The organism is Aeromonas sp. S8(2024), assembly GCF_041403085.1.
GTDB classification, from domain to species: domain Bacteria; phylum Pseudomonadota; class Gammaproteobacteria; order Enterobacterales; family Aeromonadaceae; genus Aeromonas; species Aeromonas dhakensis.
This window is the reverse complement of sequence record NZ_JBGLRF010000002.1, coordinates 157,146-180,385: the sequence shown is the minus strand read 5'-3', so window position 1 is coordinate 180,385 and position 23,240 is coordinate 157,146. Positions and strand designations below refer to the sequence as shown.

Genomic DNA, 23,240 nt, shown 5'->3' with positions numbered 1-23,240 from the left:
AAGCTGCGGCTATCAGAGAGAGCCGCAGCTGTCGGTTCGGATGAGGCATCTTAATATGAAGCCGGCACAAAATCCATGTCGGTCCCTGCGAGGCAGATCGCGCTTTGGCATCACAATTGTCTGTGACTATTTCTGCTCCTGGGCGCTGATCGGCGCAGATACCGTCGGTTTGCCCTGCATGATGGAGATCTCCACCCGTCGGTTCATGCGCCGGTTCTCCGGTGTCGTGTTGGGCACCAGCGGCTGAGTATCCGCCATGCCCTGCACCACCAGCCGGCTGCCATCAAAACCGGGCACCTTGATCATCTGATGAGCCACCGCCACCGCCCGCTGGGAGGAGAGTTCCCAGTTGGACTGGAACAGCTCATCCTCAGTGGCCACGTTGTCGGTATGACCGGAGATGGTGATCTCGCCCGGTACATCCTTGAGCAAGGCGGCAACTTTGCGCACCACAGGCCAGAACTGGGGCTGCAGGAAGGCGGAGCCCGCCGGGAAGGCGGCTTTCTCGCGGATCCGGATGATGATCTGCTGGCCCAGCGCCTCAATCTCGATCGCCCCATCCTGGATCTGCGCCTTCATCTGATCCGCCAGCGCCTTGGCCAGCGCATTGGACTGCTCCTGCTGCTGTTTCTGCGCCTCCTGCTGGGTGTCGCCCCCCACCAGCTTGTCTTCGCTCTTGTCATGACCACCAGCCTTGTCGGCATCACCGGGCTGGAACTCCAGCTCGGTCTGGGTCATGTCGATGGTCTGCTGCATGATGGTATCGATGGGCGTTGGTTCCGGGCGACCCGGTCTGAACTCCTGGGCAATGACGGAGGTTCCCTTGGGGATGTCCTTCACCTCGAGAATGTTCTGCACCCCGAACGCCTTCTCCATGGAGCCGGCAATCTGCTTGAACTTCTGCACATCCATCTCGGCAAACGAGAGCAGCAGCACGAAGAAGCACATCAAGAGCGACATCAGATCGGCGAAAGTGCCCATGTAACCGGGCAGCCCGGGGGGCGGACATTTGCAATCAGACATACAGCCCCCTATTCATCGCCATTGTTGCGTTTCGACTGGTTGAGGTAGTTCTGCAACATGGACTGGATCACCCGCGGGTTCTGGCCATCTTGAATACCCATGATGGCGTCCAGCACCAGGCAGCGACTCAGCTTCTCCTCACCGCTGCGCAGCTCCAGCTTGTCGGCAATCGGGATGGCAAGCATGTTAGCCTCGATAGCGCCGTACAGAGTGGTGAGCAAGGCTACCGCCATGGCCGGGCCGATGGATTTGGGATCGCTCATGTTGGCCAGCATGGCCACCAGCCCGACCAGGGTACCGATCATCCCCATGGCCGGCCCCAGATCCCCCAGCGAGCGAAACACCTTGATGGCGATGACATGGCGCTCGGCGGTGAGCTCTATGTCTTTTTCCATCACGGCACGGATGACGTCGGCATCGTGACCGTCCACCAGCATGTCGATGCCCTTTTTCATGAAGGGGTTGGGCACCTCGGCCGCTTCCAGCGCCAGAAAACCGCCCTTGCGGGCCGCATCGGCCAGCTCGACCGCCTTGACGATCAGATCGTCGAGCTTGTCTCCCTTGTACATGAATGCCTTGCCGGCCACCTTGAACGCCATCAGGAACTGGCCGATGTTGAACTTCATCATGGCGATAAAGATGGAGCCTAACACCGTGATGCAGATTGAAGGAACGTCAATGTACATCCCCACAGGGCCACCCAGCAGCATGCCATAGATGACCACCCCAAATCCCAGCACTATGCCAATCAGACTACCTAGATCCACATCCCTACTCCTGTCAGCTGAAATTTGTTGTATCTGTAGTTTGTTGAATTTTCTGCTATTGGCTCACCAGCGGCAAGGGCCGCTACCATTTTCCCCTTTGGAAGATGGCTTATTATCGGCCACTTTTCCGAGAGTTTAAGCCGATGGCATTTTTCTGCCTCCCCCCTGCCCGCCGTCGATGTTAAGATAAGCCGTTTTTTTCAATCCCCGAGGATGGACATGGCCAGTAAAAAAATCGACCGCCTGAGTTTTGATGCCACTCTGGAAGAGCTGGAAACCATAGTTCATCAACTGGAACAGGGCTCCCTGCCGCTGGAAGAGGCCCTCAAGCAGTTCGAACAGGGCATTCACCTGGTACGTGCCGGCCAGCAGAAGCTGGAGCAGGCCGAGCAGAAGATCCAGATCCTGCTGACTCAGGCCGATGGCAGCGAGCAGGCAGTTCCCTTCCAGCCAGAGCAAGGAGAGGAGTGAGTGACGCTGGACGATTTTTCCCGCCTGCACCGGCAACGTATTGACGACTGTCTCTCTGCACAACTTGAATCCTTGCCACCCATGGCCCCCCGCCTGCGCGATGCCATGCGCTATGGCCTGCTGCTGGGCGGCAAACGGGTGCGCCCCTTTCTGGTCTACGCCGTCGGCGAGATGCTGGGCGTAAAGCGCGAGCTGCTGGACGGCCCCGCTGCCGCGGTGGAGTGCATCCACGCCTACTCCCTGCTGCACGACGATCTGCCCGCCATGGATGACGACGATCTGCGTCGCGGTCAGCCAACGGTGCACAAGGCGTTTGATGAAGGCACCGCCATTTTGGCCGGTGACGCCCTGCAGACCCTGGCCTTCTCCATTCTGGCTGATCACCCGATGCCGGATTCGCTGCTGGGCAACCGGGTGCGAATGCTGAGCCGGCTGGCCCGCGCCTCCGGCTATCTCGGCATGTGCGGTGGCCAGGCGCTGGACCTGCAGGCGGAGGGGCGTCAGATCACCCTGGCCGAGCTGGAGCAGGTACACCGCCACAAGACCGGAGCCCTCATCGAGTGCGCCGTGGCGCTCGGCGCCCTGTGCAAGGCCGACGTGGATGAAACCACCCTGAGCGCGCTGCAAAGCTATGCCGCCGCCATCGGTCTCGCCTTCCAGGTGCAGGATGACATCCTCGACATCACGGGTGACACCGCCACCCTCGGCAAGCGACAGGGTTCCGATCTGGCGCTGGAAAAGAGTACCTATCCGGCGCTGCTGGGGCTCGACAATGCCCGTGAGCTGGCTCGCGAACTGCATGGTAAAGCCTTAACAGCCTTGCAATCTTTGCCCTACAATACCGACATTCTGGAAGCGTTTGCCGATTACATCATCGAGCGAACCCACTAAACGCTGGATAACAGTAACAATATGAGCGTTGATATAAGCAATTTCCCCAACCTGGCCCTCGCGGATACGCCGGTCGAGTTGCGATCCCTGCCCTTCGAGCGACTGCCTGTGCTGTGCAACGAACTGCGTGAATATCTGCTGCGTTCGGTGAGTCGCTCCAGTGGTCATCTTGCCTCCGGGCTCGGCACCGTCGAACTGACGGTGGCGTTGCACTACGTCTACAACACCCCGTTCGATCGACTGGTGTGGGACGTGGGCCACCAGGCTTATCCCCACAAGATCCTGACCGGTCGGCGCGATCGGATGCAGAGCATCCGCCAGAAAGACGGTCTGCACCCCTTCCCCTGGCGCGGCGAGAGCGAGTATGACGTGCTCTCGGTCGGTCACTCCAGCACCTCCATCGGGGCGGCACTCGGCATGGCCGTGGCGGCCGAGAGCGAAGGGCTTGGCCGCAAAGTGGTGGCGGTGATAGGTGACGGCGCCATCACCGCCGGCATGGCGTTCGAGGCACTCAATCACGCCGGCGATGTCCACAAGGACATGCTGGTGGTGCTCAACGACAACGAGATGTCCATCTCCGAAAATGTCGGGGCACTGAACAACCACCTGGCCCGCATCATGTCCGGCAAGCTTTACACCACCATCCGCGAGGGTGGCAAGAAGGTGCTGGCCGGTCTGCCGCCGGTCAAGGAGCTGGCCAAGCGGGCAGAGGAGCACCTCAAGGGAATGGTGGTGCCAGGCACCCTGTTCGAGGAGTTCGGCTTCAACTACATAGGCCCCATCGACGGCCACGACATCAACGCCCTGGTCGAGACCCTGCGCAACATGCGCAATCTCAAGGGGCCGCAGCTGCTGCACGTCAAGACCAAGAAGGGCAAGGGCTACGAGCCCGCCGAGAAGGATCCCATCGGTTATCACGGCGTGCCCAAGTTCAATCCTGACGAGTGCACCCTGCCCAAGTCGAGCGGCGGCAAGCCAAGCTTCTCCGCCATCTTCGGCCAGTGGCTGTGCGACATGGCGGCCAAGGATGAGCGGCTGGTCGGCATCACCCCGGCCATGCGCGAAGGCTCCGGCCTGGTGAAGTTCAGCCAGCAGTATCCGGATCGCTACTTCGACGTGGCCATCGCCGAGCAGCACGCGGTCACCTTCGCCGCCGGTCTCGCCATCGCCGACCAGAAGCCGGTGGTCGCCATCTATTCGAGCTTCCTGCAGCGCGCCTACGACCAGCTGATCCACGACGTGGCACTGCAAGAGCTGCCGGTGCTGTTCGCCATCGACCGGGCCGGTCTGGTGGGGGCCGACGGCCCGACTCATCAGGGGGCATTCGACATCAGCTTCCTGCGCACCGTGCCCAACATGGTGATCATGACCCCGTCCGACGAGAACGAATGCCGTCAGATGCTCTACACCGGCTACCAGTGCAACGGGCCGGCGGCGGTACGCTACCCCCGCGGCAGCGGCACCGGCGTCCAGGTGGAGAGCGAGATGCAGGCGCTGGCGCTCGGCAAGGGGCGGATTGTGCGTCAGGGCAAGGGCACCGCCATCCTGGCGTTTGGCACCCTGCTGCAACAGGCCAAAGCGGCTGCCGAGGCGCTCGATGCCACCCTGGTGGACATGCGTTTCGTCAAACCGATGGACGAGGCGCTGGTGCTCTCCCTGGCCGCGACTCACGATCAGTTCGTCACCCTCGAGGACAACGCCATCATGGGCGGCGCCGGCTCCGCGGTGAACGAGCTGCTGATGCGCAGCAAACAATGCAAGCCGGTGCTCAACCTCGGCCTGCCGGATCGCTTCGTCGAGCAGGGTACCCAGGAGGAGATCTACGCACTGCTGGGGCTCGATGGCGCCGGCATCCAGCGCAGCATCGAGCAGTGGCTGCATGCTTGACCCCTCAGCACACAGCAAAAGGGCGCCGTTATGGCGCCCTTTTTGTTTGTCTGTCTCGTTTTTGTATCTGTGACCATCAGCCCTTGTAGAGCTTGGGATTGAACACATCCCGCAGCCAGTCACCCAACAGGTTGATGACAAGCACCAGCACCACCAGGCAGATGCCCGGGAAGGCGGTGATCCACCAGGAGCCGGAGAAGATGTAGTTGAAGCCCACGCTGATGAGCGAGCCCAGCGACGGCTGATCAACCGGCATCCCCAACCCCAGGAAGGAGAGCGCCGCCTCGCTCATGATGGCGTTGGCCACCTGCACCGTGGAGATGACCAGGATCGGCGACAGGCAGTTGGGCAGAATGTGGCGGAACATGATGCGCGGGGCGCGAAAGCCCATCACCTTGGCCGCTTCCACATACTCCTTCTTCTTCTCCGCCAGCACAGAGGCACGCACGGTTCGGGCGTACTGCGGCCACTCGGCGATACCGATGATCACCACCAGCATCAGGATGGCGAACTTCGAGTAGAACTCGGAACCAAACGTCGCCTGGAAGATGGCGGAGATGATGATCGCCACCATCATGGTGGAGAACGACAGCTGCACGTCGGCAAAGCGCATCAGCAGGCTGTCGATGCGGCCACCGAAGTAGCCGGCCAGCAGGCCGATGACGATGCCGAGCACCAGCTGCAGCCCCACCGCGAACAGACCTATGGTGAGCGAGATGCGGGCGCCATAGAGGATGGTGCTCCAGATATCGCGCCCCTGGTTGTCGGTACCGAGCCAGAAACGCTCTTCGCCCCCTGCCAGCCAGGAGGGTGGCAGTTCGGCATCCATCAGATCGAAGCTGGTCTGGTCATAGACGTTGTACGGGGCGAGCCAGGGCGCCAGCATGGCGGCCAGCACGAACACCACGAACACCGCAAAGCTGAACATGGCTACCTTGTCCCGCAGGAAGTAGTAGACGATGTCGGAATTTTTGAATCGGGCCCAACGGCTTGGGCTTGCAGTTACTGCATTGCTCATGTGCTTACCCCTTGGCGGTCAAGTTGACGGTCGGGTTGATCAACCCGTAGAGCAGGTCGACCAGGGTATTGGTCACCACGAAAATGAGCCCGACGAAGATGACGTAGGCGGTGATGAGGGGCGTATCGACCCGGTGGATCGCCTCGAGGAACAAAAAGCCGGTCCCCGGCCACTGGAACACGCTCTCGGTCAGTATGGTGTAAGCCACCATGGTACCGATCTGCACACCACCGACGGTGATAACCGGCAGCATGGTGTTCTTCAGGGCGTGCTGGTAATAGACCTTGTTGTTGTCCAGTCCCTTGGCGCGGGCAAACTTGACGTACTCGGAGGAGAGCTGCTCCAGCATCTCGGAGCGCACCAGCCGGATGAACAGCGGCAGCATGATGGAGGAGAGCGACACGCAGGGCAGGATCAAATGCTTGATGCCGTCCCAGGTGAAGAAGCCCGACTCCCAGCCCAGCAGGTTGTAGGTCTCGCCGCGGCCATAGGCCGGCAGCCAGCCCAGCTGGATGGAGAAGAGGTACATCAGCATGATGGCGGTCAGGAACACCGGGATCGAGATGCCGATACTGCTCCCCGCCATGATGATCTTGGTCGGTATGCTGTGCGGGCGGATCGCCGAGTAGACCCCAAGCGGAATGGAGACCACCACGATGATCAGCGCAGCGCCAAACACCAGCTCAAGAGTAGCCACCAGCTTGTCGAGGATAACCTCGAGAGCGGGTCGCTTGAAGAAGTAGGAAGTGCCCAGATCCCCGTGTACCGCGTTCTTCAAGAAGCGGCTGTATTTGACGAGGAAAGGATCGTTGAGGCCCATCTTCTCGCGCAATTCGTGGCGCTGGGCTTCGGAGACGGATTGTCCCACCAGCTCGCGCAGCGGATCCCCCAGATTGTCCTGGATGGAGAAGGCGACCAGGCTGATGACGAACATCACTATCACGGCCTGATAGAACCGTTTCAGCAGGAATGTAAACATGCTTGTCCTTCTACGTGGCCTGTGTCATGGCACAGGCTTCTGTTAGCAGGCGGGGTGGCCGGCTGACCACCCCGCCCCGTCCTTCCTTGCGACTTGCGCTTACTTGCCGACCACCAGGTCACCCAGGTAAGGGAAGTTCATTACGTTGACCACCGGCTTGATGTCGGCGTTCTTCTTGGCGCCGTAGGCCAGATCTTCCCAGTGCAGCGGCACGTAGGCGGCGTCGTCGATCAGCATGGCTTCGACCTTCTTCAGCATCTCGGCGCGCTTGGCCGGGTCGGTCTCGGCGTTGGCCTGCTCGACCAGCCTGTCAGCCTCGGCGTTGGCATAGCCGGCACAGTTGTACTGGCCCATGCCGGTCTTGGCATCCTTGGTGAAAGTCAGGAACTCGAAGAAGTTCGCGGTATCTTCGGTGTCGGAGTGCCAGCCGATCAGCTGCATGTCCGCGGCGCACTTGTCAAACTCCGGCCAGTACTGGGCCACCGGCATGGTCTTCAGATCCACCTTGATGTTGATCTTGGCCAGCATGGCGGAGACGGCCTGGGCAATCTTGACGTCGTTGACGTAGCGGGCAGCAGGGGAGATAAAGCTCATCTTGAAGCCCTTCTCGTAGCCGGCTTCCTTCATCAGCTCCTTGGCCTTGGCCAGGTCATACTGGGGCTTGAGCGCATCGTTGTGACCGGCATAGCCTTTCGGGCTCAGCTGGCCGGCGGGGGTGCCAAAGCCCTTGTTGATCTTCTCGACGATACCCACCTGGTTGATGGCGTAGTTGATCGCCTGACGCACGCGCTTGTCTTTCAGCGCCGGGTTGGTGTTCTGGTTCAGCTCGATGATGATGGCGCGGGTACCGGACAGGGTCACCAGCTGGGTGTCCTTGCCGTTCTTCACGCGCTCCAGATCGTTCGGCGCAACCGGGTAGATCATGTCCACGTCGCCGCCCAGCAGTGCCGCCACGCGGGTGGCGTCTTCCTTGATGGGGACCACGGTCAGGTTGTCAACGTTGCCCTTGGAGGCCTTGTCCCAGTAGTTGGCGTTGCGCACGTATTCCAGCTTCACGCCCTGCTCGCGGAACTTGACGCTGAACGGGCCGGTACCGGAGACGTGGGTGGAGGCGTAGGAGTCGCCGTTCTTGACGATCTCGCCCTTGTCCTTGCCCGCCTCTGTCTTGCCGGTATAGAACTTGGAGTCCATCGGGAAGATGTAGGTCACGGTCTGCAGCACCAGCGGGAACGGCTTGGCGGTGACGAGATCCACTGTGTACTCATCGACCTTCTTCACTTCGGCGATGGGGTCGAAGATGGCCTTGAAGTCGACGGAGGACTTCAGACGGTTGACGGTCCACACCACGTCGTCGGCGGTGAAGTCGTTGCCGGAGTGGAACTTGACGCCCTTGCGCAGGAAGAAGCGGACGGTCTTGTCGTCGATGCGCTCATACTTCTCGGCCAGGCGCGGCTCGAATTTCAGGTCCTGGGTGTAACGCATCAGCGGATCGAACACCAGGTGTGACATCTCCAGGGTCTGACCGGAGAGTTGTTCCTGCGGGTCCAGCGAGGTGGCGTCAGAGGCGACACCGACCTTGATGTCGACAGCGGAGACGTTAAAGGCGAAACCAGCGGCAAACAGCGCCAGTGCAATCTTGGACAATCCTTTTTTCATTGTTTTCTCCATGCTTTTGGCTTTTTTATTGACATAGATACCGGCGAGCCGGTGCTTTCCTAGCTTGCGATTTCCAGCCCCTCGCGGGACATTCCCTTGAACTCCGGCATGAGGGAGATCAGCTTGCGGCTGTACTCATGCTCGGCATTGGTAAAGAGTTTCTCGGTCTCGGCCACCTCCACCAGGTGACCGTGCTGCATCACCCCGATGCGATCGCACATCTGGCGGATAACCGGCAGATCGTGGCTGATGAACAGCATGGTGAGGCCAAGCTCCTGCTGCAGATCCTTGAGCAGGTTCAGGATCTGGGCCTGCACCGACACATCCAGCGCCGAGGTGGGCTCGTCGCAGATGAGGAAACGGGGCCGGGTCGCCAGGGCCCGGGCGATGGAGATGCGCTGACGCTGGCCACCGGAAAACTCGTGGGGATACTTGACCCCGGCACCGCGGCCGAGCCCCACGTGATCCAGCAGATCCCCCACTATGCCGGCGATCTGGCTCTCGCTGCTCGCCAGCTTGTGGAAGCGGATCGGCTCGGCAATGATGTCGCGCACCTTCATGCGCGGGTTCATCGACGAATAAGGGTTCTGGAACACCATCTGCATCTGGCGACGCAATGGACGACGCTCATGCTCACCCTTGAGGGCGGTCAAGTCGATCCCCTCGAAGAAGATCTTGCCGGTATCGGGCGGATAGAGGCCGGTGATGGCGCGGGCGATGGTCGACTTGCCGGAGCCAGACTCCCCCACCAGGCCGAAGGTCTCACCCTCGAAGATCTCGAAGCTGATATTGTTGCAGGCCCGTACATACTGGCGACGGCTCGGGAAGAAGGAGTCCTTGGTGACGAACTTCAGATCCACGTTCTCCACCCGCAGCAACGCCCCTTCATAAGCACGCTCGTCCTGGCTCTGACCGAGCCAGTGGGTCTTGAGATCGATGCTGGTATCTGCCGCGCCGGCATCCTCGATATAGGAGACCAGCGGGAAGCGCACCAGCTTCACATCCGAGCGGGGCACCGCCGAGATGAGGCTGCGGGTATAAGGGTGGTTGGGGCGACCCAGCACCTGTTCGGTGGTGCCAAACTCCACCAGATCGCCGCGATACATGACCGCCACCTTGTCGGTAACGTTGGAGACCACGCCCATGTCGTGGGTCACCAGCATGCAGCCCACCTGCCGCTCCTTGCAGAGGGTGCGGATGAGCTGGAGGATCTGATCCTGGATGGAGACGTCCAGCGCCGTGGTCGGCTCGTCGGCGATGATGAGCTCAGGATCACCGGAGAGGGCGATGGCGATCACCACCCGCTGGCGCATGCCACCGGAGAACTGGTGCGGATACTGCTTGATGCGCAGCTCCGGGCTCGGGATCCCGACCGCCTTCATCAGCTCGAGCGCCTTGGCAAAGGCCGCCTCACGTGACAGGTCGGTGTTGGCCAGGATGGTTTCAACCAGCTGATGTTCGACGGTGAACAGCGGGTTGAGGGAGGTCATGGGATCCTGAAAGATGAAACCGATGCGCGAGCCGCGAATGGCCCGCATCTCGTTCTGGCTCTTGCCGGAGATGAGCTCGCCATTGAGGTAGATATCGCCACGGGCGATGCGACCCGGCGGGCTCAGGAGATCGATGACGGCGTTGCCGATGGTGGACTTGCCGGCGCCGGATTCACCCACGACACCGACTATCTCCCCTTTTTCGATGGAGAAAGAGAGATCCTTCACTGCGGCCAGTACCCCGTAGCGGGAGGGATACTCGATCCGCAAGTTTTTCACTTCGAGCAAGGACATGGTTACCTCTGCGGGGGACATCCGTCCCAAATAATTCGTCCGTAAATCGGCCGCAGATGCCGGTCGTGCCTTGGCGTGATCGTGAGTGTTTGATATGACGACTAAACGCTCAATCCATGAGACAACGAAACCAGCGATCCGGGCGGGTTTTTTGCATTTTTTTGGAATAACCCGCGAGTAACTTAGACGGTTTGACGGCGAGTGTAAATGATCGGGTTATACAATTTCGCAATACTTTGCTCAGTTAGCAGCCAGCACGGCAGTCATAAATGATGACTACAATCACATATCCAGACTTTATGACCACATAAATGACGTTTTAGTGCTTTTACTTTCAACAAGGGTGTAACAGGCGGGAATATTCACTATTGACACAATAGTCTCAAGCCTCGAATGAGTAGTGAATATTTATGTGAAATGATTTTTTAACGGCAGCATATGCCGATGAATGAAAACTAAACAGAGATAAATAGGGGGATGCCAGCGCTGCATTCCCCCTCGTAATCCCCGTCACCCCAGCCAGTATGCCAGCGATTGCATACAAAACAGGGCGAACAGGGCGGCGATGAGATCGTCGAGCATGATGCCGAAGCCACCGTGGATGCGGCGGTCAAACCAGGAGATGGGCCAGGGCTTGAGCACGTCGAACAGGCGAAACAGCACGAAGCCGGCCAGCACCCACTCCCAGCCGGCCGGCGCCGCTATCATGGTGACGCCAAAGCCGATTACCTCGTCCCAGACGATGGCGCCGTGATCCGGCATGCCGATGGCATCGGTGGCGCTCTGGCAGATGCGGATACCGATCAGGAACCCGACCACCAGCAGGGCAATAAACCAGGCTGTCGGCAAGCCGCTCACCAGCAGGTAGAGGGGGATGGCGGCCAGCGTCCCCATGGTGCCGGGCGCCTTGGGCGAGAGGCCGGAGCCAAAGCCCACCGCCAGGAAGTGGAGCGGGTTTCTGAGGTTCAACCGCTTCAGCTCGGGCTTTATCATGAACCAGCTCATGCGAAGTGATCCCACCCTTTCAGCGTCAGCTCGACCGGCTGCTCGCCGTGCAGATAGTCGATGCCGGGCTCGCCGGCAACGATGCGGCCGATGCGGGTAAACTTGACGCCGCAGTTGGCCAGCGCCGTGTCCAGCGCGCCGCGATGCTCCTCCGGCACGGTGAAGCAGAGCTCGTAGTCATCGCCACCGGCCAGCGCCAGCTGCCAGGCATCCTGCTCGCTCACCGCATCCTGCAGCACGGGTGAGAGCGGCAGCAGACCGAGATCGATCTGGGCCCGCACGCCCGACGCCTTGAGCACGTGGCCGAGATCCGAGGCCAGGCCGTCGGAGAGATCCAGCGCGCTGCTGGCCAGTCCGCGCAGGGCCTGACCGGCCAGAATGCGGGGATGGGGGTGATCGAGGCGCGGCAGCACGGCCGCCAGCTGGTTCTCGTTGAGGGTGCGCTTGGCCAGCAGGTGGGAAAGCGCCAGCGCGGCATCCCCCAGGGTGCCGGTCACATAGACACCGTCGCCGGCCTTGGCACCACTGCGCAGCAGAGCACGGCCGGCCGGCACCGAGCCCTTGACCGATACCGTGATGGAGAGCGGGCCGCGGGTCATGTCCCCGCCCACCAGTGCCACATTGTAGTATTCGGCAAGCTCGAGGAAACCTTCCGCAAAACCGGCCACCCAGGCTTCGTTGACGGTGGGCAGGGTCAGCGCCAGCGATACCCAGCGCGGCTCGGCGCCCATGGCGGCCAGATCGGAGAGATTGACCGCCAGCGCCTTGTAGCCGAGGTCTACCGGATCCATGTCGGGAAAGAAGTGTACGCCGCTCACCAGGGTATCCGTGCTCACCGCCAGCTGGGTGTCGGGGGGCAGGGTCAGCAGGGCGCAGTCGTCCCCAGGGCCCATCACCACGTCCTTGCGGGCGTGGGGGACCTTGAAGTACTTATCAATCAGCTCAAATTCACCCATACAGTAAAAAGCCAGCGATTAAGCTGGCTCCTCTATTAGATGCTGTTGCGGCTCTTGCTGCGAGACCGTGTTCAAGGCTGGTCGCTGCCGGGCTCTTCATGTATTTCCATACACGTCGGCCTGGCGCTGCGCTTCACCTTGCTGACGACGGCTCGCGACAGAACATCGATCAGCATGGAATGCTGATGAACGCAGGGATCAGCGCTTGTCCAGCGACTTGATCACCTTGTCCAGTACACCGTTGACAAACTTGTGGCTGTCATCGGCAGCAAAGGCTTTGGCCAGCTCGATCGCTTCGTTGATCACCACGCGCGGCGGCACATCATCACGACGGGTCAGCTCATAGGTCGCCAGACGCAGGATCGCCTTGTCCACCATGTCCACTTCTTCCAGCGGACGGGAGAGGAAAGGTGCGAAGACCTTGTCCAGCTCGTTGCAGTGGAGGGCTACCCCGAACAGCAGATCGCGGAAGTAGTTCAGATCCACACCCTTGGTGTCCTGATCGATCTTGAACTGCTCTTCGATGTCGCCCACGTTGGCCTTGGTCATCTGCCACTGGTAGATGGCCTGGGTGGCGCAATGGCGGGCCTTGCGGCGCTCAGACGGTTTCAATGCATTTCTCCTCGTTACACGTCCAGTTCTTTCAGGACGTTGATCATTTCGAGCGCTGCCAGTGCAGCCTCTGCACCCTTGTTACCCGCCTTGGTACCTGCACGCTCGATGGCTTGTTCAATGTTTTCAGTGGTCAGTACGCCGAAGGCAACCGGAATTTCATATTCCATCATTACCTGGGCCATGCCCTTGCTGTTCTCGTTGGCGACCAGATCGAAGTGGTAGGTGCCGCCACGAATGACGGTGCCGACTGCCACGATGGCGTCATACTTGCCGCTCTTGGCCAGTTTCTTGATGACCAGCGGCATTTCAACCGCGCCCGGCACTTTCACCAGGGTCAGGTTGCTGTCCTGTACCTGGCCTTGACGCTTCAGTACGTCCAGTGCACCACTCACCAGGCTGTCGTTGATGAAACTGTTGAAACGAGCAACGACAATCGCAACGCGCGCTTCAGGAGCGGCGATATTTCCTTCGATAACCTTCATTGGAAATCCTGTATCTGTGAAAGCAAAAGGGCCGGAGTCAAAAGTGCGCACATTCTAGCACAACAGACCCACGACAAAAAACCATGGCCGCAACGGGCGGCCATGAGGATGATTTCAGCCGTATGCGGCGCTTACTCGCCGACGTACTCCACCACTTCCAGGCCGAAGCCGCCGAGAGCGTGATACTTCTTCGGCGAGCTCAGCAGGCGCATCTTGCCCACCCCCAGCGCCTTGAGGATCTGGGAGCCGACGCCGACCCGGCGCGAGGTACCCTGCCACTTGGCTCCTTCCGGCGCCAGCCCCTTGTCGGCGGCCTCGAAGCCCTTGACCCTGGCCAGCAGCTCGGCACCGTGGGCTTCCGCCCCCAGGATCACCAGCACCCCGCCCTCGTCGGCGATGCGGGCCATGGATTTGGGCAGCGGCCAGCTGCGGGCGGCGTGGCGGTCGGTCTGCAGCAGATCACTCAGCACGTCGTGCAGATGGACCCGCACCAGGGTTGGCTGGTCGGCACTCACCTCGCCTTTTTTGAGGGCGAAGTGCACCTGGTTGTCGATGGTGTCGCGGAAGGTGATGAGGTCGAACTCGCCATATTCGGTGGGCAGCTTGCACTCGGCCACCTTCTCGACTGTGGTCTCATGCTGGTTGCGGTATTCGATGAGATCCGCAATGGTGCCAAGCTTGATGCCGTGCTGCTCGGCGAAGATCTCGAGATCAGGGCGGCGCGCCATGGTGCCATCCTCGTTCAAGATCTCGACGATGACGGAAGCGGCCTCGTAACCGGCCAGCCGGGCCAGGTCACAACCCGCCTCGGTGTGGCCGGCGCGAGTCAGCACGCCGCCATCCTGGGCCATCAGCGGGAAAATGTGGCCGGGTTGCACCAGATCGGAAGCCTTGGCATCGGGCGCCACTGCCGCCTGCACGGTGACGGCCCGGTCAGCGGCGGAGATGCCGGTGGTCACCCCTTCGGCCGCTTCGATGGTCACGGTGAAGGCGGTGGAGAACTGGGCGTTGTTGCGGTCGACCATCAGCGGCAGCGCCAGCTGCTTGCAGCGATCCCGGGTCAGGGTCAGACAGATGAGCCCCCGGCCGTAACGGGCCATGAAGTTGATATCTTCCGGGCGGACACAGGAGGCGGCCATGATGAGGTCCCCTTCGTTCTCCCTGTCTTCGTCATCCATCAGGATCACCATCTTGCCAGCCTTGATATCGGCAATGATTTCCTGGGTCGTGCTCAGCGCCATGGGCTACTCCATCAACATGCTTCGGGGATTGAGCCAGTCGGCTCGACGTGATACTGCCTATTGTGCTCTAGATGGGGCACGCGGGGCCCCATTTCAATCGGAGCGGGATCACAGAAAAGCGTTTTTCCCGCCGAGGTTCCGTCACAGGAAACCGGAGCGGGCCAGCTTATCCAGGGTCAGGGTGGAGGCACTGCTCTCCTGGCGCTGACCCGTCATCAGCCGCTCCAGATAGCGGGCTATCTGATCCACCTCGAGATTGACGCTCCTGCCCGGCTTCCAGCCGGCTATGGTGGTCTCCTGGGCGGTGTGGGGCACGATGGTCAGCCGGAACAGATCCCCCTGCACGGCGTTGACGGTAAGGCTGATGCCGTCCACCGCGATGGAGCCCTTCTCGGCGATGTAGCGGGAGAGCTCCGTCGGCGCCTTGATCCAGTACTCGATGGCACGGCCACTGCTGGAGACGCTCTTGACCTCCCCCACCCCGTCCACGTGGCCGGAGACCAGGTGACCGCCGAGGCGGGAGGTGGGCATCAGCGCCTTCTCAAGGTTGACCCGATCGCCCACCTTGGCGGCAGAAAAACCGGTGCGGGAGAGGGTTTCCAGCGACACGTCGGCGGTGTAGCGCTTGTCGCCCAGGGCGATCACGGTAAGACAGACACCATTGGTGGCGATGGAGTCGCCCAGCTTGACGTCGCCAAAATCCAGGGTGGGCGCGTGCACGGTGAGGGCCATGTCTTCGCCCTGGCGACGCAGCTCGGCCAGGGTTCCCACCGCTTCGATAATTCCGGTAAACATGCAGATCACCTTGCTGATGACGGGGGCGACAATACCCCCTTTAACATTGATAAATCAGGCTATTTTGGCGGTAATACGAATATCCTGGCCAACCATGCGCACATCCTTGATGTTGAGCTTGGGTGCCTGGAACAGCCGGGTGAGCCCGGGCAGATGGAACAGGCCGCGCCCCTCATCCCCCATCAGTTTGGGCGCCTGATAGAGCACCAGATCGTCCACCAACCCCTTGTCCAGCAAGGCGCCGCACAGGCGGGGCCCCGCCTCCACCAGTACCGAGTTGACGTTTTGCTTGGCCAGCAGCATGAACAGGCTGACCAGATCCAGCTTGCCATCCAGCAGCGGCACCTCCAGCTGCTGTACCCAGGCTGGCCAGTCGCCGTCCGCCTTGTGGCGGGCCAGCAGCACCGGGCTCTCGCTCTGGAACAGGGGCAGATCCGGGGTCAGCCGGTTCTGCGAGTCGACGATGACCCGCAGCGGCTGACGCAGGGTCTCTTTGGGATAGACGGCCTTGACCGAGGGGGGCAGCTCGTCCCAGCGCACGGTGAGGGAGGCGTTGTCCGCCAGCACGGTTTCGGCGCTGGAGAGCACAGCATCGTGGCGGGCCCGGAGTCGCTGCACGTCACGACGCGCCTCCGGGGAGGTGATCCACTGGCTCTCGCCGCTCGCCATGGCGGTGCGGCCATCCAGGCTGGCGCCGAGCTTGACCGTCACCTGTGGGAAGGCGGTACGCATCCGCTTGAAAAAGCCCGGGTTGAGCGCCTCAGCTTCGCTTGCCAGCAGACCGAAATCGGTCTTGATGCCCGCCTCGGAGAGCATGCGCAGGCCGCGTCCCCCTACCTGAGGGTTGGGGTCCACCATGGCGGCCACCACCCGGCTCACGCCGGCCTTGATCAGCGCCTCGGCGCAGGGCGGGGTGCGACCGTGATGGGAGCAGGGCTCCAGGGTCACGTAGGCGGTGGCGCCGCGGGCCTCATCGCCGGCCGCGTGCAGGGCGTAGACCTCGGCATGGGGCTGACCGGCCCGCTGATGCCAGCCCTCTCCCACCACCACGCCAGCCTTCACCAGCACGGCACCGACACAGGGGTTGGGCGCCGTGGTGTAACGGCCGCGGCGGGCCAGTTCGAGGGCCCGGCTCATCCATTGGTAATCGTCTTGACTAAACATCTGGGCTCCTCTGACAGCACATCCAGGCTTACGCAATATCGTAGGTTCGATTAGCGCAGCGTAATCGAACGCGGCAACCTGGTTTGGAAGAAAGACTCACTTCTCCAGCTTGGCGATCTCTTCACCAAACTCACGAATGTCTTCAAAGCTGCGATAGACGGAGGCAAAGCGGATATAGGCCACCTTGTCGAGCCCCTTGAGTTCGTCCATCACCAGGTTGCCCACCAGCTCGGAGGCCACTTCGCGCTCACCGGTGGCCCGCAGGCGGGATTTGATGTGGTTGACCGCCTTCTCGATGGCCTCCATGCTCACCGGCCGCTTCTCCAGTGCCCGCAGGATGCCGGCACGCAGCTTGTCTTCGTTGAAAGGCTCGCGCGAGCCGTTGGACTTGATGACGCGGGGCATGACCAGCTCGGCCATCTCGAAGGTCGTGAAGCGCTCGTGGCAGAGCAGGCATTCGCGACGGCGGCGTACCTGATGGCCTTCGGCCACCAGACGGGAATCGATCACCTTGGTATCTACCGCACTACAGAAAGGGCAATGCATCGGACCTCCGGCGTTGACGGAAAAGGGCGCCGACCACCGGGGCCGGCTCTAGGCCGGCCAGTGTAGCACGGCCATCCGGAACCGGTAAAAGCCCGTGAAAACAAGGGAAGTGACAGAAGCCATCAGCAACCACGAAGTGCATCAATGGCGACATCAGGCAGCCAGAGCACAGTATTGGTGTCGCTCTCTATCAGCTCGACGATGGCTTCTCTCGGACCTTTTCTCCATGCATCCGTGGCATAGAATGCCGCCTGTGAACGGTTCAGATCGTCAAGATCATCGTAAGCCCGCATCAAAAAATAGACGTCCGGATCGTGCAAGGAAGGGCCATGATTCACCACATCCATTCCCCACTCGCGGTGCAGCGGCAAACTCAGCTCTGCAACCAGCCTATGGAACTCTGCCCGACTACCGACCTTGAGCCGGTAGTTCCGGATCTCCAGCACTCTCTTCATTGAGCTATCTCCTGCCATCCGTTTCTTGAACATCAGAGCTGTTTTAGGCGCCCATCCCAGTCATCCATTCGACCGGGCTCAGTCATCATAAGGCAGGGTGTCGGGGTCACAATCCTGATAGTCGGGCGCCGGATCCACGGCAAAGCGGCGCGCCTCGATATGGCTGTGGCCCAGCATCAATGCCTTGCCCACCCGGTGCATGCCGTCCATCACCCGGCCGGCGCTGTCCAGCAGGATGGGATAGGCGAGATCGGCCGCCATCATGAGCTGGCAGTGCTCCACCACGCTGCGCACCGTGGGGCTGGCGGCGCCATGGCCGTACCAGTGCTGCTGGTCGAGCTCGGCAATCTCGCCGAGTGCCACCCCCTGCACCGGCAGATCGCGGCTCAGCCACACCAGCCGGCGCACGTCCCAGGCCAGCAGCCCCTGTTCGCTGGCGCGAAAATGATACTGGGCACGGATCGCCTGCCTGAGCGCTGCCGACGCCAAGTCCCGATCTGCCTTGGGCCCGCCCCCTGTGCCCTGCTGCTCTTTGCTGTGCTGACTCATAGCCCCTCTCATGTTGCCAGACGCCACAAAAAACAATGCCACCCGAGGGTGGCATTGCCGTTCAACCTGAAAAGCAGGTCGATTATGCGTAAACCGGGAAACGGCGGCAGATGTCCAGCACCTTCTCGCGGGTGTTGGCCAGCACTTCGTCGTTGTCGTGGTTGTCCAGCACGTCGCAGATCCAGTGGGTCAGCTGGATGGACTCGGCTTCCTTGAAGCCGCGGCGGGTGATGGCCGGGGTGCCGATGCGCACACCGGAGGTGACGAACGGGGAGCGCGGGTCGTTGGGCACGGAGTTCTTGTTAACTGTGATGTTGGCTTTACCCAGCGCTGCGTCAGCATCCTTACCGGTCAGCTCACGGCCGATCAGATCAACCAGCATCAGGTGGTTGTCGGTGCCGCCGGAGACGATCTTGTAGCCGCGCTCGATGAAGGTGGCAGCCATCGCCTTGGCGTTTTTGACGACCTGGGCCTGATAGGTCTTGAACTCGGGCTCCAGCGCCTCTTTGAAGGCAACGGCCTTGCCGGCGATGACATGCATCAGCGGGCCACCCTGACCACCCGGGAAGACGGCGGAGTTGAGCTTCTTGTAGAGCTCCTCGTCGTCAGCGGCGGAGAGGATCAGACCACCGCGCGGACCGGCCAGGGTCTTGTGGGTGGTGGAGGTGACCACGTGAGCGTGGGGCACCGGGTTCGGGTAGACACCGGCGGCGATGAGGCCAGCCACGTGGGCCATGTCGACGAACAGGTAAGCACCGATCTTGTCGGCGATCTCACGCATGCGAGCCCAGTCGACAACGCCGGAGTAAGCGGAGAAGCCGCCGATCATCATCTTCGGCTTGTGCTCAACGGCCAGACGTTCCATCTCGTCGTAGTCGATCTTGCCGGACTCGTCGATGCCGTAGGGGATGATGTTGTACAGCTTGCCGGAGAAGTTGACCGGGGAGCCGTGGGTCAGGTGACCGCCGTGAGCCAGGTTCATACCCAGCACGGTGTCGCCTGGTTGCAGCAGGGCCATGTAGACGGCGCTGTTGGCCTGGGAGCCGGAGTGCGGCTGCACGTTGGCGTAGGTGGCACCGAACAGCTCTTTGGCGCGCTCGATAGCCAGGGTTTCAACCACATCCACATACTCGCAACCACCGTAGTAGCGCTTGGAGGGGTAACCCTCGGCGTACTTGTTGGTCAGCTGGGAGCCCTGGGCTTCCATGACGCGGGGGCTGGTGTAGTTCTCGGACGCAATCAGCTCGATATGCTCTTCCTGACGACGGGTCTCGTCTGTGATGGCCTGCCACAGCTGGGGATCATAGCCGGCAATGGTCATGTCACGTTTCAACATCCGTTTCTCTCCTGAAAATCGTTTGCGCGATAGGTGAAGTGGGCAGGCGCATTGTAACGTGAGCTGGATCAAAGAGACAGTCCAACCACCCAAAAAATTGTTTAAAAAATGTAAAATGCGTCGCAAATTTCACACCGACCAGGCGGGCTGCGACCCGCCGGCAAGCCCACGCCAGCCTGGCCAATCCCCCCTTCATCCGCCACCGATACACTCGGCCAACAGCCGGAGCATGGCTCATCATGCCGGCCAAAACCAGAGCCAGATCATGGATATAGCATTTACTAACAGATAACATCTTTAACAGGCACAGCAGTTGCCCGGCGCGCAGGCCGGCAACGTAAGGGCCCCTCACCGCATCCGGTCAACTGCTGCTCGCGTCACCCTCTTGTCTTGTCACACCGCAGACTCACGGGAGTAAGCCATGCTGGATAACTTGATGCTGTTTCTGATTATTTCGGTATTCGCGCTGTTCTACTGGATCTACTACACCGGCAGTCGCAAGAGCCCTTTCACCACCCAATGGGACCAGTTGCCCACCCGCGAGCAGTATCTGGCAGCGCACCCGGACGCTATCGACGGCGACATCCTCTTCTGCATTCACTGCGGCCATCATCAGCAGCTGGATGTGGGCCTGGTGCACCAGGCCGACTTCCGTCGCCAGCACCTCTGCGCCCAGTGCAGGCAGCCGCTCTACCGCGAAGAGCAATGACTTTCCTGCGAGGGCGTGAACCATGCCCCCTTGCCGCTAATCCGGCAGATGCTTCGTCTGCCAGGCCTGCAAACCGGCCAGCGCCTGCTCAAACGGCCCGGCCAGCGCCCCCCCATCCAGCTGCCCCTGCTCCACGGCGGCGCACTGCGCCGCGAAATCATCCAGCCCGAGCGCCAGGGCGCTGCCCTTGAGCCTGTGGGCCAGCGCGCGCTGCGCTTCCCCTTCGCTGTGCGCCAGCTCGACCACCAAGGGCACCCCCTGCTCGGCAAACAGGGCGATGAGCTGGCGGATGCGCTGACTGCCGAGCAGGGTCAGATCCGCCTCCAGCACCCGGTTGGCGGTCCCGGTACCAGCGAGCGGCTCGCCCGCCGCCAGGGGAGGCGCCTCCTCCCCCGCTGACAAACGGTCGATGGCCGCGGCCAGCGCCGCCAGCCGCACCGGCTTGCCGACGAAATCGGCAAACCCCGCCGCCAGACAGGCGCGCACATCCTCCGGGTACATCTGGGCCGAGATGGCGATGGCGGGCAGGCCGCAGCCATGCTCCTCCTCGCTGATGGCCACCAGATCCTCGCGCAGCGTCATGCCATCCATGTCCGGCAGGTTGATGTCGAGCAGGGCCAGCTCGAAGGGGCGCTCGGTCACCCGCGCCAGCGCGCTGCGCCCATCCTCGGCCAGGGTGACCCTGTGGCCGAGGCGCGTCAGCATGCCCTCGGCCACCAGCCGGTTGATCTCGTTGTCCTCCACCAGCAGGATCTCCCGCGGCTGGCCGAGGCGCACCGGCTGGGCGCTGACCGGCAGCTGGGCCGCCGAACGCTGCAGCGGCAGGCTGAAGCTGAACTCACAGCCCTGCCCCGGCTCGCTGGAGAGCGTGAGCTCTCCCCCCATGACGGCCACCAGCCGGCGGCTGATGGCAAGCCCCAGCCCCGTGCCCCCCTGATGGCCCATGTCCCGCTTGCGCTGGCGGAAGGCCTCGAACACAGCCTCCTGCTCCCCGGCCGGAATGCCGGGGCCGGTGTCTTTCACCACGAAGCGGATGCAGGGCTCGGCGCAGGGACCCGCGCAGGCAAACGGGGCCACCACCAGGGTGATGTGCCCCTCGCCGGTAAACTTGACTGCATTGCCCAAGAGGTTCGCCAGCACCTGGCGCAGCTTGCCCCGATCCCCCTCCACCACGGGGGGAAGTGAGGGGGCATACTCCAGCGCCAGCGTCACCCCTTTCGCGTCGGCCCTCGGCCCGAACAGGGCGATCAGCTCCTCGGCCAGCGGGCGCAGGGAGAAGGGCTCGCGGCGCGCCTCCACATGGCCAGCCTCGATCTTGGAGTAGTCGAGAATGTCGTTGAGGATCTCCAGCAGGGATTCGCCGCTCTGCTCGATGGCGGCCAGGTAGCGCTGCTGGGTCTCGCTGAGGTGGGTGTCCTCCAGCAGGGTGAGGCCGCCGAGGATGCCGTTCATGGGGGTGCGAATTTCGTGGCTCATGGTGGCGAGGAACACCGACTTGGCCCGGTTGGCCTGCTCCGCCTCGGCGCGGGCCAGCCGCTGTTTCTCCACCTCCTCGTTGAGGCGCGCATTGGCGTGGCTGAGCTGCTCCGTGCGCTCCTCGACCCGCGACTCCAGCTCCCGCTGGTAGCGGCCAAGCTCGATGGCGTTGTCGCGAAACACCTGCAGCGCCCGCCCCAGCTCCGCCAGCTCGTCGCGCCCGACCTCCCCAACCGGCGTCAGCGGCGCCAGATCCCCCTTCGCCAGCCGGCTCATCCCGGCGACCGCTCGCTGCAGCGGCCAGACGATGCGACCATAGACCACCCGCCACATCAACAGGATGAGCAGCACCAGGGTGAGCAGGCCGATCACCATCAGGGCCCGCTCCAGCAGCTTGAGCCGCTGGCTCAATGCCTGCTGGCTCTGCCCCAAGGAATCGCGGGCCTGACTGACCAGGGTACCGACCTGACGGTTGAGACTCCCCATCAGGGCGTCGTTGGCGGCGGCCAGCACCCGCAGCGCCTCCCCCTTGCCGAGCCAGTCGCTGCGCAGTTGCACCAGCCGATCGCTCTGCTCCAGCACAGTCAGCGCCTGCTCCACCGCCTGGCGGCGGGCCGGATCGGTCACCGCTCCCGCTCGCAGCCGCAGGATGGCCAGTTCCCCGCGCACCTCCTGCAGCAGGGTTTGCAGCCCGTCCTGCCGGTCGCTGCGCCAGATCTCCTCGATACGCTGCTGCTGCATCAGGGTACGGTGGCGCAGCTCCGTCATCTGCTCCAGCCAGTCGAGATCCTGCTCCAGCAGCCGGTCGATCGCCCCATCTGCAGACCGCCCTTGCAGTGAATAGAGGGAGCCAAGCCCCGCCACCATCACGGTTTCGGCGTTCTCCATCTGGCTGCGGGCCAGCTCCGCCACCTGACCGGCGGCCGTCACCAGCCGGGAGCGCAGGGCGCTACCGTCGGCCATCAGCGTCAGCCGTTCTCCCACCAGCCAGCCCTGCTGGCCCAGGTTGCCAATGATGGTCTGGCTGAGGCGATGCAGCTCGTCTGGGGTCTGCTTGCCGCCACCATGGCCCAGCTGCTCCAGCACCTGTTGCATCTGCTGCCCCTGCAGGGTTAGCAGCCGCCCCTGATGCTCCCGCTCCCCCTCGCTGGTGGCGGAGGCCAGCAGGTGGGAAGAGCTCTGGATCTCGCCGCCGAGCCGCGCCAGGGTGCGGGCCAGCTCCTGATCCGCCAGGGTCTGCTGCACCCCCTGCTCCAGCTGGCGCAGGTGGCTGAGCCCGAACCAGCCCAGCAGGGAGGCCCCCAGGGTCAGCAGCGCCATCAGGGAGAAGGCCAGCAACAACTTGCCGCCCAGGCCAGAAAAGATTCTCACGCGAAGCCCCTTGGTTGTGGTCGACTTTGACCGGATAATATGGCCCCACACTTTAACAAAACCC

At 62.1% G+C, this 23,240-nt stretch carries 22 protein-coding genes; 4 read left to right on the top strand and 18 right to left on the bottom strand.

Features of this window, described 5'->3' with window-relative positions; all coding sequences use genetic code 11:
- Positions 1-126 precede the first annotated feature (126 nt).
- Complete coding sequence (locus ACB031_RS05415; RefSeq protein ID WP_005298118.1) at positions 127-1,023, bottom strand: flagellar motor protein MotB; 897 nt, start codon at positions 1,021-1,023, stop codon at positions 127-129.
- A gap of 8 nt (positions 1,024-1,031) precedes the next feature.
- Positions 1,032-1,790 (bottom strand): flagellar motor protein PomA, encoded by a 759-nt coding sequence (pomA, locus tag ACB031_RS05410; RefSeq protein ID WP_005298116.1) that lies wholly within the window; start codon positions 1,788-1,790, stop codon positions 1,032-1,034.
- A 219-nt stretch (positions 1,791-2,009) separates the two neighbouring features.
- Here pomA and xseB point away from each other — a divergent pair, with 219 nt between their 5' ends.
- Genes xseB through dxs form a run of 3 tightly spaced genes read left to right on the top strand, consistent with a single transcriptional unit; the run spans position 2,010 to position 5,039 of the window.
- Positions 2,010-2,261 carry an exodeoxyribonuclease VII small subunit gene (xseB, locus tag ACB031_RS05405; protein ID WP_016351725.1) on the top strand — a complete coding sequence of 84 codons (252 nt, stop codon included), beginning with the start codon at positions 2,010-2,012 and terminating at the stop codon, positions 2,259-2,261.
- Complete coding sequence (ispA, locus tag ACB031_RS05400) at positions 2,262-3,152, top strand: (2E,6E)-farnesyl diphosphate synthase (protein WP_126881261.1); 891 nt, start codon at positions 2,262-2,264, stop codon at positions 3,150-3,152. It abuts the gene before it with no gap.
- A 21-nt stretch (positions 3,153-3,173) separates the two neighbouring features.
- Positions 3,174-5,039 carry a 1-deoxy-D-xylulose-5-phosphate synthase gene (gene dxs, locus ACB031_RS05395; RefSeq protein WP_371139168.1) on the top strand — a complete coding sequence of 622 codons (1,866 nt, stop codon included), beginning with the start codon at positions 3,174-3,176 and terminating at the stop codon, positions 5,037-5,039.
- A 76-nt stretch (positions 5,040-5,115) separates the two neighbouring features.
- Here dxs and ACB031_RS05390 read toward each other — a convergent pair whose 3' ends face one another.
- From ACB031_RS05390 to glyA, 15 genes are all read right to left on the bottom strand, one after another.
- The gene (locus ACB031_RS05390; RefSeq protein WP_010633105.1) at positions 5,116-6,057 is read right to left on the bottom strand and encodes an ABC transporter permease; all 942 of its coding nucleotides are present in this window, start codon (positions 6,055-6,057) and stop codon (positions 5,116-5,118) included.
- Positions 6,058-6,061: 4 nt separating this feature from the next.
- Positions 6,062-7,036 (bottom strand): ABC transporter permease, encoded by a 975-nt coding sequence (locus ACB031_RS05385; protein ID WP_017783736.1) that lies wholly within the window; start codon positions 7,034-7,036, stop codon positions 6,062-6,064.
- Positions 7,037-7,135: 99 nt separating this feature from the next.
- The gene (locus ACB031_RS05380) at positions 7,136-8,692 is read right to left on the bottom strand and encodes an ABC transporter substrate-binding protein (RefSeq protein WP_139431600.1); all 1,557 of its coding nucleotides are present in this window, start codon (positions 8,690-8,692) and stop codon (positions 7,136-7,138) included.
- Positions 8,693-8,751: 59 nt separating this feature from the next.
- On the bottom strand, positions 8,752-10,476 hold the full coding sequence (locus ACB031_RS05375) for an ABC transporter ATP-binding protein (RefSeq protein WP_005298102.1): 1,725 nt from the start codon (positions 10,474-10,476) through the stop codon (positions 8,752-8,754).
- Positions 10,477-10,986: 510 nt separating this feature from the next.
- Positions 10,987-11,481, bottom strand: coding sequence for a phosphatidylglycerophosphatase A (locus ACB031_RS05370; protein WP_005298100.1), 495 nt, complete (start codon positions 11,479-11,481; stop codon positions 10,987-10,989).
- A complete protein-coding gene (gene thiL / locus ACB031_RS05365) occupies positions 11,478-12,437 on the bottom strand; it encodes a thiamine-phosphate kinase (protein WP_017784575.1) in 960 nt (319 codons plus the stop codon). The genes ACB031_RS05370 and thiL overlap by 4 nt, the downstream gene beginning before the upstream one ends.
- Before the next feature lie 198 nt (positions 12,438-12,635).
- Entirely contained in the window at positions 12,636-13,049 is a 414-nt protein-coding gene (gene nusB / locus ACB031_RS05360; protein WP_005298096.1) for a transcription antitermination factor NusB, read from the bottom strand.
- A gap of 14 nt (positions 13,050-13,063) precedes the next feature.
- On the bottom strand, positions 13,064-13,534 hold the full coding sequence (ribE, locus tag ACB031_RS05355; protein WP_010633100.1) for a 6,7-dimethyl-8-ribityllumazine synthase: 471 nt from the start codon (positions 13,532-13,534) through the stop codon (positions 13,064-13,066).
- Between the two features lie 131 nt (positions 13,535-13,665).
- Positions 13,666-14,775, bottom strand: a complete 1,110-nt coding sequence (gene ribBA, locus ACB031_RS05350) for a bifunctional 3,4-dihydroxy-2-butanone-4-phosphate synthase/GTP cyclohydrolase II (RefSeq protein WP_010633099.1) — start codon at positions 14,773-14,775, stop codon at positions 13,666-13,668.
- Positions 14,776-14,916: 141 nt separating this feature from the next.
- On the bottom strand, positions 14,917-15,570 hold the full coding sequence (locus tag ACB031_RS05345) for a riboflavin synthase (RefSeq protein WP_226008923.1): 654 nt from the start codon (positions 15,568-15,570) through the stop codon (positions 14,917-14,919).
- Between the two features lie 54 nt (positions 15,571-15,624).
- Positions 15,625-16,734, bottom strand: a complete 1,110-nt coding sequence (gene ribD / locus ACB031_RS05340; protein ID WP_371139167.1) for a bifunctional diaminohydroxyphosphoribosylaminopyrimidine deaminase/5-amino-6-(5-phosphoribosylamino)uracil reductase RibD — start codon at positions 16,732-16,734, stop codon at positions 15,625-15,627.
- Positions 16,735-16,830: 96 nt separating this feature from the next.
- Complete coding sequence (gene nrdR / locus ACB031_RS05335) at positions 16,831-17,280, bottom strand: transcriptional regulator NrdR (RefSeq protein WP_005298086.1); 450 nt, start codon at positions 17,278-17,280, stop codon at positions 16,831-16,833.
- A 122-nt stretch (positions 17,281-17,402) separates the two neighbouring features.
- A complete protein-coding gene (locus ACB031_RS05330) occupies positions 17,403-17,735 on the bottom strand; it encodes an NIPSNAP family protein (RefSeq protein ID WP_117402475.1) in 333 nt (110 codons plus the stop codon).
- A gap of 78 nt (positions 17,736-17,813) precedes the next feature.
- Entirely contained in the window at positions 17,814-18,284 is a 471-nt protein-coding gene (locus ACB031_RS05325; RefSeq protein ID WP_201898915.1) for a hypothetical protein, read from the bottom strand.
- A gap of 82 nt (positions 18,285-18,366) precedes the next feature.
- Positions 18,367-19,620, bottom strand: coding sequence for a serine hydroxymethyltransferase (gene glyA / locus ACB031_RS05320; RefSeq protein ID WP_005298078.1), 1,254 nt, complete (start codon positions 19,618-19,620; stop codon positions 18,367-18,369).
- 421 nt (positions 19,621-20,041) lie between these two features.
- Here glyA and ACB031_RS05315 point away from each other — a divergent pair, with 421 nt between their 5' ends.
- Complete coding sequence (locus ACB031_RS05315; protein ID WP_017765166.1) at positions 20,042-20,329, top strand: hypothetical protein; 288 nt, start codon at positions 20,042-20,044, stop codon at positions 20,327-20,329.
- 36 nt (positions 20,330-20,365) lie between these two features.
- Here ACB031_RS05315 and torS read toward each other — a convergent pair whose 3' ends face one another.
- Positions 20,366-23,176, bottom strand: coding sequence for a TMAO reductase system sensor histidine kinase/response regulator TorS (gene torS, locus ACB031_RS05310; RefSeq protein ID WP_371139166.1), 2,811 nt, complete (start codon positions 23,174-23,176; stop codon positions 20,366-20,368).
- Positions 23,177-23,240: the final 64 nt, after the last annotated feature.

Bases quoted from the DNA above. Each gene is read 5' to 3' on its own strand.
- dxs (WP_371139168.1), top strand. From the start codon at position 3,174: ATGAGCGTTGATATAAGCAATTTCCCCAACCTGGCCCTCGCGGATACG.
- ribBA (WP_010633099.1), bottom strand. From the start codon at position 14,775: ATGGCGCTGAGCACGACCCAGGAAATCATTGCCGATATCAAGGCTGGC.
- ACB031_RS05330 (WP_117402475.1), bottom strand. From the start codon at position 17,735: ATGAAGAGAGTGCTGGAGATCCGGAACTACCGGCTCAAGGTCGGTAGT.
- ACB031_RS05375 (WP_005298102.1), bottom strand. From the start codon at position 10,476: ATGTCCTTGCTCGAAGTGAAAAACTTGCGGATCGAGTATCCCTCCCGC.
- ACB031_RS05380 (WP_139431600.1), bottom strand. From the start codon at position 8,692: ATGAAAAAAGGATTGTCCAAGATTGCACTGGCGCTGTTTGCCGCTGGT.
- ACB031_RS05315 (WP_017765166.1), top strand. From the start codon at position 20,042: ATGCTGGATAACTTGATGCTGTTTCTGATTATTTCGGTATTCGCGCTG.
- ribE (WP_010633100.1), bottom strand. From the start codon at position 13,534: ATGAAGGTTATCGAAGGAAATATCGCCGCTCCTGAAGCGCGCGTTGCG.
- xseB (WP_016351725.1), top strand. From the start codon at position 2,010: ATGGCCAGTAAAAAAATCGACCGCCTGAGTTTTGATGCCACTCTGGAA.
- ACB031_RS05390 (WP_010633105.1), bottom strand. From the start codon at position 6,057: ATGAGCAATGCAGTAACTGCAAGCCCAAGCCGTTGGGCCCGATTCAAA.
- ACB031_RS05385 (WP_017783736.1), bottom strand. From the start codon at position 7,036: ATGTTTACATTCCTGCTGAAACGGTTCTATCAGGCCGTGATAGTGATG.
- ACB031_RS05345 (WP_226008923.1), bottom strand. From the start codon at position 15,570: ATGTTTACCGGAATTATCGAAGCGGTGGGAACCCTGGCCGAGCTGCGT.
- thiL (WP_017784575.1), bottom strand. From the start codon at position 12,437: ATGGGTGAATTTGAGCTGATTGATAAGTACTTCAAGGTCCCCCACGCC.
- glyA (WP_005298078.1), bottom strand. From the start codon at position 19,620: ATGTTGAAACGTGACATGACCATTGCCGGCTATGATCCCCAGCTGTGG.
- nrdR (WP_005298086.1), bottom strand. From the start codon at position 17,280: ATGCATTGCCCTTTCTGTAGTGCGGTAGATACCAAGGTGATCGATTCC.
- ACB031_RS05325 (WP_201898915.1), bottom strand. From the start codon at position 18,284: ATGAGTCAGCACAGCAAAGAGCAGCAGGGCACAGGGGGCGGGCCCAAG.
- ACB031_RS05415 (WP_005298118.1), bottom strand. From the start codon at position 1,023: ATGTCTGATTGCAAATGTCCGCCCCCCGGGCTGCCCGGTTACATGGGC.
- ACB031_RS05370 (WP_005298100.1), bottom strand. From the start codon at position 11,481: ATGAGCTGGTTCATGATAAAGCCCGAGCTGAAGCGGTTGAACCTCAGA.
- ribD (WP_371139167.1), bottom strand. From the start codon at position 16,734: ATGTTTAGTCAAGACGATTACCAATGGATGAGCCGGGCCCTCGAACTG.